This window comes from Cupriavidus sp. H19C3 (assembly GCF_049393815.1).
Lineage (GTDB): Bacteria > Pseudomonadota > Gammaproteobacteria > Burkholderiales > Burkholderiaceae > Cupriavidus.
The window spans coordinates 3,946,812-3,962,311 of the sequence record NZ_CP184985.1; the positions used below are offsets into that span (position 1 = coordinate 3,946,812).

At 68.8% G+C, this 15,500-nt stretch carries 16 protein-coding genes; 3 read left to right on the top strand and 13 right to left on the bottom strand.

Translation table 11 applies throughout. The features are described 5' to 3' along the window. Positions 1 to 4 precede the first annotated feature (4 nt). The 9 genes from DFLDMN_RS18245 to DFLDMN_RS18285 form a co-directional block, all read right to left on the bottom strand. Complete coding sequence (locus DFLDMN_RS18245) at positions 5 to 1,387, bottom strand: CpaF family protein (protein WP_423196270.1); 1,383 nt, start codon at positions 1,385 to 1,387, stop codon at positions 5 to 7. Between the two features lie 16 nt (positions 1,388 to 1,403). Further along, the gene (locus DFLDMN_RS18250; protein ID WP_423196271.1) at positions 1,404 to 2,669 is read right to left on the bottom strand and encodes an AAA family ATPase; all 1,266 of its coding nucleotides are present in this window, start codon (positions 2,667 to 2,669) and stop codon (positions 1,404 to 1,406) included. A 42-nt stretch (positions 2,670 to 2,711) separates the two neighbouring features. Then, positions 2,712 to 3,032: a hypothetical protein gene (locus DFLDMN_RS18255; protein WP_423196272.1), complete on the bottom strand. Its 321-nt coding sequence runs from the start codon at positions 3,030 to 3,032 to the stop codon at positions 2,712 to 2,714. Positions 3,033 to 3,058: 26 nt separating this feature from the next. Further along, on the bottom strand, positions 3,059 to 4,966 hold the full coding sequence (locus DFLDMN_RS18260; RefSeq protein ID WP_423196273.1) for a type II and III secretion system protein family protein: 1,908 nt from the start codon (positions 4,964 to 4,966) through the stop codon (positions 3,059 to 3,061). Positions 4,967 to 4,996: 30 nt separating this feature from the next. Then, positions 4,997 to 5,842: a Flp pilus assembly protein CpaB gene (gene cpaB, locus DFLDMN_RS18265; RefSeq protein WP_423196274.1), complete on the bottom strand. Its 846-nt coding sequence runs from the start codon at positions 5,840 to 5,842 to the stop codon at positions 4,997 to 4,999. Positions 5,843 to 5,950: 108 nt separating this feature from the next. Continuing rightward, the gene (locus DFLDMN_RS18270; RefSeq protein ID WP_423196275.1) at positions 5,951 to 6,208 is read right to left on the bottom strand and encodes a hypothetical protein; all 258 of its coding nucleotides are present in this window, start codon (positions 6,206 to 6,208) and stop codon (positions 5,951 to 5,953) included. 105 nt (positions 6,209 to 6,313) lie between these two features. Continuing rightward, entirely contained in the window at positions 6,314 to 6,997 is a 684-nt protein-coding gene (locus tag DFLDMN_RS18275) for an A24 family peptidase (RefSeq protein ID WP_423196276.1), read from the bottom strand. A gap of 107 nt (positions 6,998 to 7,104) precedes the next feature. Further along, positions 7,105 to 7,290, bottom strand: coding sequence for a Flp family type IVb pilin (locus DFLDMN_RS18280; RefSeq protein ID WP_423196277.1), 186 nt, complete (start codon positions 7,288 to 7,290; stop codon positions 7,105 to 7,107). A gap of 1,104 nt (positions 7,291 to 8,394) precedes the next feature. Further along, positions 8,395 to 9,336 carry a LysR substrate-binding domain-containing protein gene (locus DFLDMN_RS18285; RefSeq protein ID WP_423196278.1) on the bottom strand — a complete coding sequence of 314 codons (942 nt, stop codon included), beginning with the start codon at positions 9,334 to 9,336 and terminating at the stop codon, positions 8,395 to 8,397. A 135-nt stretch (positions 9,337 to 9,471) separates the two neighbouring features. Between DFLDMN_RS18285 and DFLDMN_RS18290 the strand changes: the two genes are divergently transcribed. Beyond that, on the top strand, positions 9,472 to 10,743 hold the full coding sequence (locus tag DFLDMN_RS18290) for an MFS transporter (protein ID WP_423198467.1): 1,272 nt from the start codon (positions 9,472 to 9,474) through the stop codon (positions 10,741 to 10,743). On the opposite strand, the gene DFLDMN_RS18295 is transcribed toward DFLDMN_RS18290, so the two are convergent. From DFLDMN_RS18295 to hemL, 4 genes are all read right to left on the bottom strand, one after another. Continuing rightward, on the bottom strand, positions 10,730 to 11,233 hold the full coding sequence (locus tag DFLDMN_RS18295; protein WP_423196279.1) for a TPM domain-containing protein: 504 nt from the start codon (positions 11,231 to 11,233) through the stop codon (positions 10,730 to 10,732). The genes DFLDMN_RS18290 and DFLDMN_RS18295 overlap by 14 nt on opposite strands. A 13-nt stretch (positions 11,234 to 11,246) precedes the next feature. Beyond that, positions 11,247 to 12,110, bottom strand: coding sequence for a TPM domain-containing protein (locus DFLDMN_RS18300; RefSeq protein ID WP_423196280.1), 864 nt, complete (start codon positions 12,108 to 12,110; stop codon positions 11,247 to 11,249). A gap of 6 nt (positions 12,111 to 12,116) precedes the next feature. Continuing rightward, positions 12,117 to 12,791, bottom strand: coding sequence for a LemA family protein (locus DFLDMN_RS18305; RefSeq protein WP_423196281.1), 675 nt, complete (start codon positions 12,789 to 12,791; stop codon positions 12,117 to 12,119). Positions 12,792 to 12,865: 74 nt separating this feature from the next. Further along, positions 12,866 to 14,158: a glutamate-1-semialdehyde 2,1-aminomutase gene (gene hemL, locus DFLDMN_RS18310; protein WP_423196282.1), complete on the bottom strand. Its 1,293-nt coding sequence runs from the start codon at positions 14,156 to 14,158 to the stop codon at positions 12,866 to 12,868. 224 nt (positions 14,159 to 14,382) lie between these two features. On the opposite strand from hemL, the gene DFLDMN_RS18315 reads away from it, so the two are divergent. After that, complete coding sequence (locus tag DFLDMN_RS18315) at positions 14,383 to 14,553, top strand: rubredoxin (protein WP_423196283.1); 171 nt, start codon at positions 14,383 to 14,385, stop codon at positions 14,551 to 14,553. Between the two features lie 391 nt (positions 14,554 to 14,944). Next, positions 14,945 to 15,499 carry a response regulator gene (locus DFLDMN_RS18320; RefSeq protein ID WP_423198468.1) on the top strand — a complete coding sequence of 185 codons (555 nt, stop codon included), beginning with the start codon at positions 14,945 to 14,947 and terminating at the stop codon, positions 15,497 to 15,499. The last annotated feature ends 1 nt before the right edge of the window (position 15,500 follow it).

A 15,500-nucleotide genomic window follows, 5' to 3' on the forward strand; every position in this document is an offset into this window, starting at 1 on the left:
CGGGTCACACGTCGAAGCGCACCGACGGCTCGTAGAGCCGGTCCGGCACCGACAGGCCGAACGCGGCAAGGCGCTCGGAGAAGTGCGGGCGCACGCCGGTCGCGCAGAAGTAGCCACGCACGCGGCCTTCGGCATCGACGCCGGTGCGTTTGAAGGTAAAGATCTCCTGCATGTTGACCACATCGCTCTCCATGCCGGTGACCTCCTGCACGCTCATCAGCTTGCGGCGGCCGTCGGTCAGGCGCGACACCTGCAGGATCACGGTGATGGCCGAGGTGATCTGCTGGCGCATGGTGCGCGTCGGCAGCGACAGGCCCGCCATGCTGACCATGTTCTCGAGCCGCGTCAGCGCATCGCGTGGGCTGTTGGCGTGGATGGTGGCGAGCGAGCCCTCGTGGCCCGTGTTCATCGCGTGCAGCATGTCGAGCGCTTCCGCGCCGCGGACTTCGCCGAGGATGATGCGGTCCGGCCGCATGCGCAGCGCGTTGCGCACCAGCGAGCGTTGCGTGATCTCGCCGCGGCCCTCGATATTGGGCGGCCGCGTTTCCAGCCGCAGCACATGATCCTGGCGCAGTTGCAGTTCGGCGGCATCCTCGATGGTGACCACGCGCTCGCTGGCGGGGATGAAGCCCGACAGGATATTGAGCAGCGTGGTCTTGCCGCTGCCGGTGCCGCCCGAGATCAGGATATTGAGCTTGGCCCTGACCATCGCCTCGATCAGTTGCGCCATCGGCGGCGTGAGCGTCTGCAACTCGATCAGGTCCTTGACCATCAGCGGATTGACGGCAAAGCGCCGGATCGAGAGCAGCGGGCCGTCCACCGCCGAGGGCGGAATGATCGCGTTGATACGCGAGCCGTCGGGCAGGCGGGCATCGACCATCGGGCTCGATTCGTCGATGCGCCGGCCCACGCGCGACACCATCTTGTCGATCACCTTCATCAGGTGCGCATCGTCGTGGAAGGTGACGTCGGTCAGCTCCAGCTTGCCGCGCCGCTCCACATAGACCTTGCTGGCGGTGTTGACCAGGATGTCGGAAATGGTCGGGTCCGCCAGCAGCGGCTCCAGCGGCCCGTAGCCGAGCATCTCGTCGCGCACGTCGGACACCAGCCGGCGGCGCTCGGCCTCGTTGACCGGGAGATTGCGCTCGTCGACGATGCGCTCGACCAGCACGGCGAGCTCGCGCCGTACCTGCTCGGGCGACAGACGCTGCAGTTTTTCCAGTTCCACGCGCTCGATGATGGCGGTGTGGATATCGAGCTTGAGCTGCTGGTACGCGCTGCTGGCGGTGCCGCCCGCGGGGCTGGCGGCGCTCGGGCAGATGCGATCGGAGACGTGGTCCGGCACCGTCTCGCCGGCCTTCTCGAACAGTTGTGCGCGCAGGGACATGGCGGATCTCCGGTGGTCAGGCTTGCTTGCCGAGTGTCAGCGGCTGCCGCGCGGCGGGCTGGGTCTGCGCGGGCGAGGGGGGCGAGGAGGGCGATGGCGACGACGCCGGCGCCGCGCGATGGCCGAGCAGCCGCGCCAGCAGGCCGTCGCCGCGCGTGGCAGGCTGCGGGAACACCGTGTCCACCATCTGCGTGAACGCGCGCGAGACCGCGCTGTGCGGCGCCAGCGCAAGCACCGGCACCCCCTGGTTGGCGGCCTCGCGCGCGGTCCTGGCATCGGCCGGCAGGGTATGGGCCACGCGCGCCCCGAGCGCGTCTTCGAGCGTGCGGCAGGTGACGGGGGCATGCTTGTCGAACTGGTTCACCACCAGTTGCGTGCGCTCGGCCGGATAGCCGAGCGAGCGGAAAATCTCCATCAGCTGCCGTCCCGCGCGCAGGTATGGCAGCGACAGCTGCGCGACGCAGTAAATGGTGTCGCTGTGGTCGAGCACCATGATCGACGAGGGATTGATGTCCTGCCCGACGTCGAACACGAGCACGTCGTAGGCCGGGCGCGCAAGGTCGAGAATCAGTTCGAGGTGTGCCGCCTTGATATCGCCGGCCTTGACCGGATCGCCAGCGCCGGCGATCACGTCGAGGTTGGGATGCGCATGGGTGATGCACGCGTCGAGCAGCGCGAGGTCGAGCCGGCCGGCCTGCTGGCAGATGTCGGCGAGCGTGGCCGGCGGGGTCTTGTCGGTCACCACGAACGCGGCATCGCCAAACTGCTGAACGAGGTCGACCAGCAGCACGCGCTTGCCGCGCTGGGTGGCCACCGCATGCGCGAAGCTGGCCGCGACGAAGGTGGTGCCGGCCCCGCCCTTGCATGACGAGAACGCGAACGTGCGGGCCTCGGTCTGGACTGCGGCGGGCGTGCGGGCAGCGACGCGGGCGAGCTCCTCGTTGAACTCGCGCGGATCGAGCGGCCAGCGCAGCACGCTGCGCACGCCCATGCGCATGGCGCGCATCAGCAGGTCGGCGGTGGGTGCCGGCGTGACCAGGATGCAGGGCACGTCGCCGGGTTCCGGAAAGCGCTGGCGCAGGCGTTCGAGCACGTTGGCATCGAATTCGTCCGCCTGCAGCACCAGGAAATCCGACGGGTGGATCAGGCCGGCCATGGCGAGCGCCTTGGCCGGGTCCACGCAGACCAGCTGCGGCTGGCGCTGGATGTCGGCCTGCTGGGCCAGTGCGAGCATCTGGCGTGCGCGCGTGTCGTCTGCCGAGACCAGGATGAGCTTTGCCATGGCGATGTCTCCAGTCGTTGCGGGTTGCCGGCGCGGCGCGCCTCAGGGCGAAGGGGTCGAGTTGCCGCCCACGCCGCCCACGCCAATCACGAAAGTGTTGCCGCTGCTGGGCGGGTTGCTGAACGACTGGTTGTAGCGGTCGAGCGCATAGGTGGCGGCACGGCCGTCCACGCCCGTCACCGGATCGGTGTTGTACGACGCGTCGGGATTGAGCGTCTGCATCATGCGCACGGTGCGTACCGATTCGCCGAAGTGCGCGTCCCATACGGGCGAGGTGTTCATGCAGCCGCCCAGGCCGAGGCCGAGCAGCGCGGCAGCCATGGCAACGGCCAGGCGGCGGGCGGAAAAAGCGGGGTGGGTCATGGTGGTCTCCTGTCTGCGGGCGGCGTTCATTGCGTGCTGGTGGCCGCGAGCGCCACCGGCGGCGCCGTGGGCGGCAGCGCGGCGGTGGGGACGAAGCCGCCGCTGGCCGGCGCCTGCGGTGCCGGCAAGGCGGGCTGGGCCGGAACCTCCGTGGGCATCGGCGGCAGCGGCACGCCACGCACGATGCCCACCGTGGGCACCGGCGTTACCTGGGTGGTCGGCGCGAGCGGCGCGCCCGGAGCGGTCGGCACGGTCGGCATGGCTGGCGCGAGCGCCGGTTGCGGGGCCGGCAGCGCGGGCGTCATGGCGTCGCGGCGCGGATGGCCTTCCATGTTGCCGTTGAGATAGACCTCGCCGGGCGTGGACGGGCCGAACGAGTCGGTCGGCATCGGATAGTTCGGCGGCAGCGGCTTGACCAGGCGCGGCGTCACCACGAACAGCAGTTCGCTGCGGTCCTGCTGGAAGTTGGTGCTGCGGAACAGGTTGCCGAGGATCGGCAGTTCGCCGGCGCCGGGCAGGGCCTTGAGGCTGCCGGTGACGTTGCTCTTGATCAGGCCGCCGATGGCGAAGCTCTGGCCATCCATCACCTGCAGCGTGGTGGAGGCGCGGCGCGTATTGATCAGCGGCAGGATGGTCGAGCCCGACAGGTTGGGCGCGGTCAGCGCCACGCCGGTCGGCGACAGCTCGGACACCTCGGGCGCGACCTTGAGATTGATGCGGCCGTTGGCCAGCACGGTCGGCGTAAAGCGCAGGCCGACGCCGAAGGTCTCTTCCTGCAGCACGATGGTGGTCACGCCGCCAAAGCTCGACTGCGGCACCGGGATAAACACCTTGCCGCCGGCGAGGAAGCTGGCCTCCTGCCCGCTGATCGCCATCAGGTTGGGCTCGGCCAGGATCTTGACCAGGCTGTCGCCCTTCTGCGCGTCGATCTGGAACGCAAACGGCAGGTTGTTGTTCTTGACGCCGGTGAGGGCCGCGGCGCCGCCCGAGAGGAAGTTGGCGAGCAGACCGAACGACCAGCTGCCGAACGCGCCATTGAGGTTGGCCGCCGCACCGAGCTGGTCGATCAGCGTCTTGGAGACCTCCGCGACCTTGACCTCGAGCATGACCTGTTGCGGCGCATCGACCGTCATCATGTTGATCACGCGCGGATTGCGCACCGGCATGCCGCTGTTGGCGAGGCCGGCGTTCATCGACACCGGCATCATCGTGCCGCCCATCGGCATGGCGCTGCCGTTGGCCGGCGCGGGCTGGCCGATGGCTTGCGCCGGCGCCTGCAGCGGACTGCGCGTTTGACGCATGACGAACGCGTTGGCGATATCCATCGCCATCTGCGCAACCGTGGCATCGGGCACGTTGCCGCTCAGCACCAGGCTGTCCGCCGCGGCCGAGACCCGCACGCGGCTGGCGTCGGGAATCAGCGAGTGCAGCGCCGCCTGCAGGCCGGCGGGGTCGGCGCCCACGGTGACGTCGATCACGGTACAGCGGCCGCTCTTGCCCTGCACGATCATGTTGGTGGTGCCGACGTCGAGGCCCAGCAGATAGAGCGTCTGCGGCGAGACCAGCATCGCCTGCACCACGCTCGGATTGCCGAGCGTGCGCGTACGCGCCGGTTCGGGCAGCGTCAGCATGCGCGACTTGCCCACCGGCACGGTGACCTGTTCGGGCTCGGCGGCGGCGCCGGCGCAATTGGGGCCGCGGCTGGCGGCGGTGTCGGCGCTGTGCTGCGGCACGGCGGCCGCGCCGATGGTCAGCTGGATCGGGCCGTTGGCGGCAATGCGCGTGGGCTGCGCCACGCCGGCGGCGGCTGCTTCGGTGGCCTGGACCTGCTCGCTCGCGAGCCAGACGCTCGCGAACGCGAGGCTCGCGAGGGTGGTGGTGCGCAGGACGCGGCGGACACGCGGGCGACCTGTGTGGGTATGGCTGGCTTTCATGTGATTCCCCCGGTTGGTTGGCCTCGGTGCCTAGAAGCACTCCTTGTCTTGTTGCATGCCGCTGATCACCCCGATGCAGTTGCCGTGCTTCTTCTCGGTGACCATGCGTACGATCTGCACGGCCCGGGCGAGCGGCGCCGCGGGCGCGGTGGCCTGCAACACGGGCTCGTTGAGCAGGCTGCGCTTGGTGGCGCCGGCGGTATCCACCGGGCGCGGATCGATCTGGTTGCGCAGGACCAGCGAGAGCGAGCCGACACTGCGCGCGAGGTCGAGCTTCTCGGCCTCTTCGGGCGAGACCTCGAGCGTCACGGCGTTGACGACCTTCGGCTTGGTCTCGTCGCGATTCACTTCCTGGGCCACGGCGAGCACCAGGATCTTCTCGAGCACGATCTTGGAAATCGACTGCTCGGGCTGGCCTGCATCGGTCCGGGCGGCGTCCTTCTGCGTGTTGACGATGATGTCGACGAAGCTGCCCGGCAGTGCGAAGCCGGCTACGCCCACCACGTCGTTGACGCGTACGGTGATGGCGCGCTTGCCTTCGGCGATCACCGCGGAGAGGCCGCCCTTGGTGCCGGCCGGCGTGAGCTTGGCTTCGAGGATCGGCTCGCCCCGCATCACGCTGGCCTTGGTCACGCGGCCATCGATCGACTTGAGGTCGGTCATCGCGCCCGGCGGCAGGCTCTCGCGCGGCCATTCGACCAGCCTGGCGAACTCGGGCGCGAGGCGCTGGCCGAGATTGATGTCGGCGGTGGCCACCGCCACCTTGACGGTGCTGTCGGCGCTTTGCTGGACCATCCAGCGGGACGCCAGCACAACCGCGGCGAGGCCCGCGAGAGCCGCGACCAGCAGCATCAGCAGGGTGCGTACGTTTCTCATTTGATGGTCCTCCTGTGTGAATCGATGGCGCGCACGCGCCCCGGGCGGCTCCAGGGTTCAGCCTGGAGCGCCACTGTCCTGCGGTGAGTCGTCTGGGGGTGCCGGGCGCTAGTGGAAAGCCCAGCGCACGTGCTGGCGCGTGGTGCGGGCGGCTTGCGCCGGTGGATCGCCGAGCGGCTTGCGGTTGTACTGGCGCGAGTGGCAGCGGCGCGCTGGCGTGGTGACGGCGGCGGTGGTGCCGTGACGCTTGCCGGTGCGGCCGGTCCGCCCGCCGTTTGCCCCGCCGTCTGCCCCGCCGTTGGCCGCGCCGTTTGCCCCGTTGTTTCCACCGTTGCTTCGATGGGTACTCTTGTTCGACCTTGCCATGATGCTTCTCCCGTTCCTGCCTCGTTCTTGCCTGCGTCTGCGTCCGCGTCTGCGTCCGCTTCTGCGTCTGCGTCTGCTTCGTTTTCTGCGGACCGTCGCCTGGCGTCAGACCACGCCCGTCATCACCAGCAATACACCGCCGCCGATCGCCACCGCATAGGGCAGGCGCATCGTCGTCCTGAGTCGGGTCGCCCCGCCGGGGCCGCCGGAGTCTGCGCTGGCGCGGCCCTGGCCGCGCGTGGCGGCGTCGGGGTGCACGTCGGTGGCCTGCACATCGGCGCTCTGCGCGGCCTTCGTATTGGTGGCGTGCGTGTTGGCGGCGTGCGTGTTGCCGTGGGCGCCCGCCATGCCGAACGGCAGCCACAGCAGTGCGCCGAGCATGGCCGAGAACGTGTGGCGCACGCGACGGCGCACGAACATCGTGCCGATCGCCAGCGCGCCACCGCACAGCAGCGTGGCCAGCAACAGTTCCGGCACGCGGGCGGCGCCGGCGCATGCGCCCACGCAGCCCATCAGCTTGGCGTCGCCGGCGCCGACCGCGCCGGCCACGTAGAGCAGGACGAATGGCGCGAGGCCGGCGGCGAGGCCGGTGGCCCAGAGCCACGTCCCGTTACCGGCGCCGTGCAGTGCCATCTGCAGCAGCCACGCCGCGATGGCACCGGTGGCGACGAGCCGGTTGGGAATCCGGTGACTGCGCAGGTCATGCACGGCGGCCGTGCCCACGAGGGCGAGCAGCAGGCCGGCGGTCAGCACGTCGAACGTACCGAAAGTGCCAGGGGTGGCGAGCATGATGTTTCCTTTTACGCAGCGATGCAGGGAAGGCCTGCCATGCGGTGCGCGACGCGGGGCCCGGAAAGAGGTACGCCTTTTCCCGGGCCGCGCGGCACGCTGCCGGCTCAGCCCGCGGCCGAGGTGAGGGCGGTCTGGATGTTGGTCCAGATCTTCGTCACGGCGGTCTTGATGGCCGGGCCCGCTGCCACCAGGCACAGGGCCACGAACGCGAGCAGCAGCGCGTATTCGATGCCGGCCGCGCCGTCTTCTTCGCGTGCAAAACGCTTGATGCCTTGGAACATGGTGCTCATGTCCTTCTCCTTCACGTCATGGTTGAGGGAAAAAAGCGCCCGCTGGAGCACGGGCACAAGGTTTGACCGGGGGTACCGGCCAGGCCAAACCGGGATGCGTTCGCTGGCGCGACGACATGCCGATCCCACCTTGCTCAGGCAGCCCGGCAGCGGCCGTGACCGACACCGGATCCGTCGCCCGCGACATGGCCGCTCCCGGCATGCCACGCGATGCGAGCGCCGTGGACCGATTCGAACCTGCTCCAGGAATCGACCCACGCCCTGAAAGTGCTGCAAAGCTCTGCGACGTCACCGCTGCCGGTTCCGCCTCCGGGCAGCACTGCAGCTTGCCGTCCGGTTTTCCTCCCCCCGGGTCCCACCGCAGGTCCTGCTGCCGTGTCGCCCGTTCCCGTCCCACTGTTGTGCGTCGCGAGCCTGGGATGCCGTCTGTTGCGGCATCTCCGTCGCTCGCCGTGGTTGCGGGACATGGAGCGACGAACGTGCCATTCAGGCTAAGTGTTTGATTTATATGGAGGTGGCGCATCGCCAGTGCGTCGTTTTAGAGACTGTGTAACTAATTGTTTCTGATTGGTTACTGGCCGTATCCGGCACTTTCAGCCGGCTGTATGCGGGATTTTTCGGCAAATATGCGCCAATCGCCACACCCAACGATGGGCAAAGTGCTGCGTGCAGTTCTTACGGGCGGGTTGGCCCCAAGTCAGGCCAGGTGGTCAAAAACGTATCAATTTTGAAGCGCCTGAAAGGCCACCGTGGAGGGGACTCATCCGTTCTGCACGGACAACCGCACGAGGCGCTCGGCAGTCCGCATGTCGGCGCAGGGACGCGTGGGGGCGTTGCGGGGAGCCGGGGGTGACGCGACAGACGAGCCGCGCCTCATCCGTTCGGCCGAGGCGCGGCCGGGATGGCTCGCGTGCGTCACGCAGCCATCGCCCAGATGACGTATGTAGGCGCTCACGGTCGGGATAATCGGGCGCGCGCCGGAAAGGTTGCAAAGATGAAACCTCGGGGCCGGAGGGCGTCATCCTGTAAAAAACATGAAGCGGCGATAACGCTATTTGACAGACCGTCGCGGACCTTGGCAGACCGCGCGGCCCGTGCGCTGTTTCACGCGTGTGACGACGCGGGTGCCAGCGACGAGGCCGCGACCTGCTCGCGCAGCCATGCGTGGAAGCGCAGGATCGCGCGCTCGCGGGGATTGCCTTCGCGCCACGTGACCCAGTAGTGCAGGCTCGACGGAATGCGCGTGCTGCCTACCTGCACGAGCTGGCCACTGACCAGGTAGTCGTGCGCCAGTTGCGCGCGCGCCGTGGCCACGCCAAGTCCGGCCACCGCGGACTGCAGCATGAGGCCGGCGTCCTGGAAAATCGGCCCGCGCTCGGGTTCCTCGGGCGGCAGGCCGGCCAGCAGCAGCCAGTCGCGCCAGGGCCGTAGCGCAAAGCGCAGCATCGGCAGGCGCGGCAGGTCGGCCAGCGTAAAGCCGGGATATTGCGCCAGCAGGCCTGGACTGGCGACCGCGATGACGTGGTCCTCGATCAGGTTGTGGCAGGCAAAGCCGGGCAGTTCCACGCGCTGGTGCCAGATGCCGACGTCCACCGAATACGGGTCCGGCGGCGTGATCTCGGCATGCAGGCGCAGGTGGAGGTCGAGTTCCGGCGCCAGCGCATGCAGGCTCGGCAGCCGGCGGATCAGCCAGGCGTTGGCCAGGTCCGCCATCACGCTGACCTGCAGACGGACCGCCGGCGCGCCGGCGCCATCGCGCGGCTGGCCGGTGTCGCTGGCCTCGCGCAGGGCGGTTTCGAGTCCGTCCAGCGCGGCACGCACCTGCTCGGCCAGGCGCGCGCCGACGCTGGTCGGCGTCATGGTGCTGCCGGTGCGCTGGAACAGCTTGGTGCCAAGCTTGTCCTCAAGTCCCCGGATATGGTGGCTGATGGCGCTGTGGGTAAGCGCAAGCTCCTCCGCCGCGCGCGTAAAGCTGCGGTGACGCGTGGCCGCCTCCAGTGCGCGTAGCGCCTGGAGCGGGGGCAGGTGAGGCGGGCGGGAGGTCATGGCCGTCAAATTCTACTCACAATGGGCGCAGGTATCTTTCATTGGCGTTGCCATCGTACGGTCGGGACAATGCGAGGCATGGTCACTACCACTGCTTCCCGTCCCGACGCCGACGCCCAGGCTGCCGCCGCCCCGATGAATTCCCCCACGTCCGGCACGTCCGGCACGTCTGACACGCCGCACACGCCGCACACATCGCCCGCGCGCTGGCGGGTGCTCGCGGTGTTCTCGCTCGGCTACCTGGTTTCCTATGTGTTCCGCGGCGTCAATCTCGGCTTTGCCCCGCATCTGGTCGACGAGCTCGGGCTGAGCGCCGCCGACCTCGGCCTGCTGACCAGCTTCTACTTTCTCGGCTTTGCCTTGGCCCAGTTGCCGGCGGGCCTGCTGCTCGACCGCTTTGGCCCGCGCCGCACCGAAGCGGCACTGCTGTTGCTGACGGTGGCGGGGTCCGCCGTGTTTGCCGCCGCGCCGGGCATGGTGGGCCTGGCCGCCGGCCGCCTGCTGATCGGGGTGGGGGTGTCGGTCTGCCTCGGCGCCGCCATCCAGGCGCTGTCGATGTGGTTTCCGCTCTCCCGCATGCCGCTGCTCAACGGCGTGGTGATGGCGATTGGCGGGCTCGGCGCCGTGGCGGTGGGCACGCCGCTGGCCTGGCTGCTGACCTGGACCGACTGGCGTACCGTCAGTGCCGGCATGGCGCTGGTCTCGCTGGTCATGGCCATGCTGCTGTGGTTTGGCGCGCCCGACCTGCCGCGTGTCAGCCGCGAGAGTCTGGCGCAGCAGCTGCGCGGCACGCGCGAGATTCTTGGCAGCGAACGGTTCTGGCGGGTGGCGCCGCTGACGCTGCTCAACCAGGGCGTCTTTCTGGCGGTGCAGTCGTTGTGGGTGAGCGCGTTCATGCGCGACGTGCAGGGGCTGGCGCCGGCGGACAGCGCGCGCCATGTCTCGGTGATCGGCTTTGCGATGATGGCCGGCTGCGTCGGGGCGGGCTGGGCCGCGCGCCACCTCGAGCGCCTCGGCATCAGCCTGCGTGCCTTTGCCGGTTTCGGCATGATGGGGTTTATCGGCGTCCAGGTGCTGCTGATGGCCGGCGCGCCGCTGCCGCTGCCGCTCCTGTGGGCTGCGTATGGCGTGTTCGGGTCGAGCGGCATCCTGACCTACGCGCTGCTCGCGCGCCGCTTTCCCGATGCGCTGATCGGCCGGGCCACCACGGCGCTGACGCTGACGGTGTTCCTCGCCACGTTTGCGTTCCAGGTCGGCATCGGCGTCGTTCTCGACTTCTGGCCGGCCAGCGGCGGACGTTATCCCGCGCGTGCGCATCTGGCGGTATGGGCCGGCCTGGTGGTGCTGCAGGTGCTGGCGTCGGCGTGGTACCTGATGGGGCGCCGCGCCGCGCCTACAGCACGATAGGGCGGTCGTCGAGCTCGTTCGGATTGTGGCCGTCGCCGGCCGGGTAGTGCGCGACCAGCAGGGCATGGATGCGCGCCACGGCGTGGAGCACGGGCCGGACCGACAGGTCATGCGCCAGCCCATGCGTCAGTTCGTTGCAGATCTCGCGCCAGGCCTCCGGCCGCACGCGCGCGTCGATGCCGCGGTCCGCCAGCAGTTCGACCGCGTGGTCGGCCAGGTTGATATAGAGCAGCACGCCCGAGTGGTCCTCGGTGTTCCACACTTCGAGCGCGCCGAAGAGCGTCCGCGCCCGCTCGCGCGGCGTGACTCCGGCCCAGGCATGGCCGACCGGCATGGCGGTCTCGATGGCCACGCGGACCTCGCCGCGATGATGCTGTTCGCCGGCATGCACGGCGACCTGCAACTGATGCCGGGCCTCGGGCGGAAAAATCCTGCGGGCCGAGAGCGGCGGGGCACAGAGATGGCGCAGCGCGCGCTTGAGGGATGGCATGGGCGTGTCTCCGTCACCAATTGCCCGACGCGCCGCCACCGTCGAAAGTGCCGCCGCCACCGCCGCCAAAGCCGCCGCCGCCCCCACCACCCAAGCCGCCACCGCCAAAGCCGCCACCCCAGTGCCGGCCGATCTCGTAGCCGCTCATGCCGCCCAGCCCGCCGGCCGTGGTGGCCGGCCAGCCGCGCCGGCCGGTCACGATCTGCGGCCCACGTCCGCGGCGGCTGGCGGCGCCGATAAAGAAGAACAGGATGATCGCCAGCGGAAACAGCACCGGCAGCCATTGCTGCCAGCCCGACACCGGCTTGCGCTGCCGTGCCTCGGGCCCGGCCAGGCCCTCCTTGTCGATGGTCTGCTGGATGGCGGAGATGCCTGCGGCCAGGCCGCCGTAGAAATCGTTCTGGCGGAAATGCGGCGCCATTACGTCCTGCAGGATACGCCGCGACATCGCGTCGGTCAGCGAGCCCTGCACGCCGCGGCCTACCTCAAGCCGCATGCGGCGCAAATCCGACGGATTGTTTTTGGCGATCAGCACGATCACGCCGTCGTCGATGCCCTGGCGTCCCGCGCGCCAGGCATCGGCCACGCGAATGCTGTATGCGTCGATGGTTTCGGGCGCGGTGGTCGGCACCATCAGCACGAAGATCTGGCTGCCGCGCTGCTGCTCGTATTCCGCCAGCACGTTCTCCAGCGCGCCGCGCTGGTCGGGGGTCAGCGTGCCGGTGAGGTCGGTCACGCGCTGGCTCAGCGGCGGTACCGCGACCAAGCCGTCCGCGACGCCGGCGCCGGTCCGGGCGGCACCCGCCGGCGCGGCCATCAGGCACCACAGCAAGCCCAGCAACGCCGCGCGCAGGAGAGGCTGCAACCGGGCGGACATGATCGGTCAGAACTTGACGGTGGGCGGCGTGGAGATTGCCTTCTCGTTCTCCACGGTGAAGGACGGCTTGACCTGGTAGCGGAACACCATCGCGGTCAGGTTGGTCGGGAAGCTGCGCGCCAGCACGTTATACGACTGCACCGCGGCGATATAGCGCTGGCGCGCCACCGTGATGCGGTTTTCGGTCCCTTCCAGTTGCGACTGGAGGTCGCGGAACGCGGCATCGGCCTTCAGTTGCGGATAGTTCTCGGACACCGCAAGCAGCCGCGACAGCGCGCTGGTCAGCTGCCCCTGCGCCTGCTGGAAGCGCGCAAAGGCTTCCGGATCGTTCAGCGTCTCCGGCGTGACCTGGATACTGGTGGCCGCCGCGCGCGCCTTGGTCACCGCCTCCAGGGTCTCGCGCTCATGGCTGGCGTAGCCCTTGACGGTATTGACGAGGTTCGGGATCAGGTCCGCGCGCCGCTGGTACTGGTTGACGACTTCAGCCCACGATGCCTTGACCGCTTCGTCGCGCGCCTGGAAGTCGTTGTAGCCGCACGCGGAAAGCAGGCTCGCAAGGCAGGCCAGCGCGAGCCAGCGGCACAATGCCGCCGCCGGACGCGCGCACGACGTGAATCGGGACCACCGGGATGGCGGGGATGGCAGGGATGACGGGGAAGGCGAAGGCAGGAAAGCACGCATCGACGACTCCTGAGACAGCCGGGTTGGCAGATCCCAAGTGTAGCGCACGCCGATGCGGCACTCCCCGCGCCGGATCAACCCGCCGCGAAGGCCTTGCGCGCCGCCGCCACCGTCGCCTCGATGATGGCGTCGTCGTGCTGCGCCGAGACGAACCCTGCCTCGAACGCCGAGGGCGCCAGGTAGACGCCTTCGTTGAGCATGGCGTGGAAGAAGCGGTTGAAGCGGCCGACGTCGGCGTCGGTCACCTCGGCAAAGCTCGCGGGCACCGCATTGCGGAAGTAGAGCCCGAACATGCCGCCCACCGCGTCGGCCGCGAACGGCACGTTGGCCGCGCGCGCGGCGGCGGTCAGGCCGTCGGTCAGCTTGCGCGTCTGCGCGGCCAGGCGGTCATGGAAGCCGGGCGCCTGGATCAGCTTGAGCGTGGTCAGGCCGGCGGCCACGGCGAGCGGGTTGCCGGACAGTGTGCCGGCCTGGTACACCGCGCCGAGCGGGGCCAGCCTGGACATGATGTCGCGCCGGCCGCCAAAGGCCGCGGCCGGCATGCCGCCGCCGATCACCTTGCCCAGGCAGGTCATGTCCGGGACGATGCCGTAATGCGCCTGCGCGCCGCCCAGTGCGACCCGGAACCCGGTCATGACCTCGTCGAAGATCAGCACGGTGCCGTGCTGGCTGCACAGATTGCGCATGGCACGCAGGAAGGCGTCGCTGGCGCGCACCAGGTTCATGTTGCCGGCCACGGGTTCCACGATGACCGCGGCGATCTCGCCGGCATGGCGCGCGAACGCCTGCTCCAGCTGCGCCACGTCGTTGTACGCCAGCACCATCGTATGGCGCGCCACATCGGTCGGCACGCCGGCCGACGACGGGGCGTTCTGGGTGGTATCGGCAAAGGTCAGCAGGCCGGAGCCGGCCTTGACCAGCAGGCTGTCGGCATGGCCGTGGTAGCAGCCTTCGAACTTGATGATCAGGTCGCGCCCGGTGAAGCCGCGCGCCAGGCGCAGCGCGCTCATGGTGGCCTCGGTGCCCGAGGACACCAGCCGCACCTGCTCGATCGACGGCACCAGCTTGCAGATCTCCTCGGCCATCTCGATCTCGGCCTCGGTGGGCGCGCCAAACGAGAAGCTCTGGGCCGCGGTCTGCTGCACCGCGCGCACCACCTCGGGATGGGCGTGGCCCAGGATCATCGGCCCCCACGAGCCGATGTAGTCGATATAGCGCTGGCCATCGGCATCCCACAGCCAGGCGCCCTCGGCGCGCGTGATGAAGCGCGGCGTGCCGCCCACCGAGCGGAAGGCGCGGACGGGCGAGTTGACGCCGCCGGGGATGGTTTGCTGGGCGCGGTCGAAGAGCTGCTGGTTACGGGACATTGCTGGATATCCGGTCATGGCGAGCATTGCCGGGCGATCTTCGCACAATGGCAATGTGTGGGAAAAATAGGGCGATCCCGCTTGTAACGACGGACAACTGCCCGCCAACAGGCGTGAACGCAAAGGAAATGGCGCCAAGCACGGGCTGCGCCGCTGGCGCCGCCCGTGCCGATTCGGGTACCATCATGCGCTGAATTTTAATGGAGAGTGGCAGAAGCCTGAATATGGAATACAAGACCTGGATGTGCCTGATCTGCGGCTGGATCTATGACGAGGCCACCGGCGCCCCCGAAGACGGCATCGCGCCGGGAACCCGCTGGGAGGACGTTCCCATCAACTGGACCTGTCCCGAATGCGGCGCGCGCAAGGAAGATTTTGAAATGGTCGCGCTCTGACGCGATCGGCTGGCGGGACCCCGCGGTCCCGCAACTGGCGTGCCGTAGCGCCAAAGCGACAGATCGGCGGGCCGCGCCGGCGCATCCGGATTGACGGCCCAACGTCGAGAAGTCACACTCTGCGGCAAAACAGAGCTAGTGTCCCGGCCGCATGGCAGGTCAGGGACGGTGTAATGCTTGTCTGCGACGCTGCCAGCGCGCGGCAACGCGCGCCATAACGCAAGCCACAAACAACGCCATGCAGTACCCGGCTGGTCGGCCGGCTTTTTTTGACTGGGAATCAGATGAATCGGGGGCCGCCGCCGCGAAGCCATCAGGCCATCGCGTCGTGCGGGTGTTCTCAAGTGAATACCGGCGTCTGCTTCGGCAGGCAGCTGGTCGCGGGAACAACATGCGGGTCGCTCAAACAGAAGAAAACGGTCGGGTCAACAACGGTGCCGTGGGCGGTACGGTTGCGGGTACCAACGTGGGTATCCACGCCGGTGTCCAGTCGGGTAACCCATTGGATAACCAATCGGGTATCCGGTCGGGTGCCCACGCGGATTCGCACCACAAGGTGCTCGTCATCGACGATTCCAGCACCATCCGCCGCACGGCGGAAATTTTCCTGTCGCAGGCAGGGTGCCAGGTCATGCTCGCGGAGGATGGCTTCGAGGCGCTCGCCAAGATCGGGGACATGCATCCCGACCTCATCTTCTGCGACATCCTGATGCCGCGTCTCGACGGCTATCAGACCTGCTCGCTCATCAAGAAAAGCCCACGCTTCCATGCGATACCGGTAATCATGCTGTCCTCCCGCGACGGCGTGTTCGACCGTTCGCGCGGCCGGCTGGTCGGCGCGCAAGACCATCTCGCCAAGCCCTTTACCCGCGAAGCCCTGCTGCAGGTCGTCGAGGCCTGCCTGCGGGGCGGCGTCCAGGAGGAGGGCGCGGCCGTGGCGGCCTGAC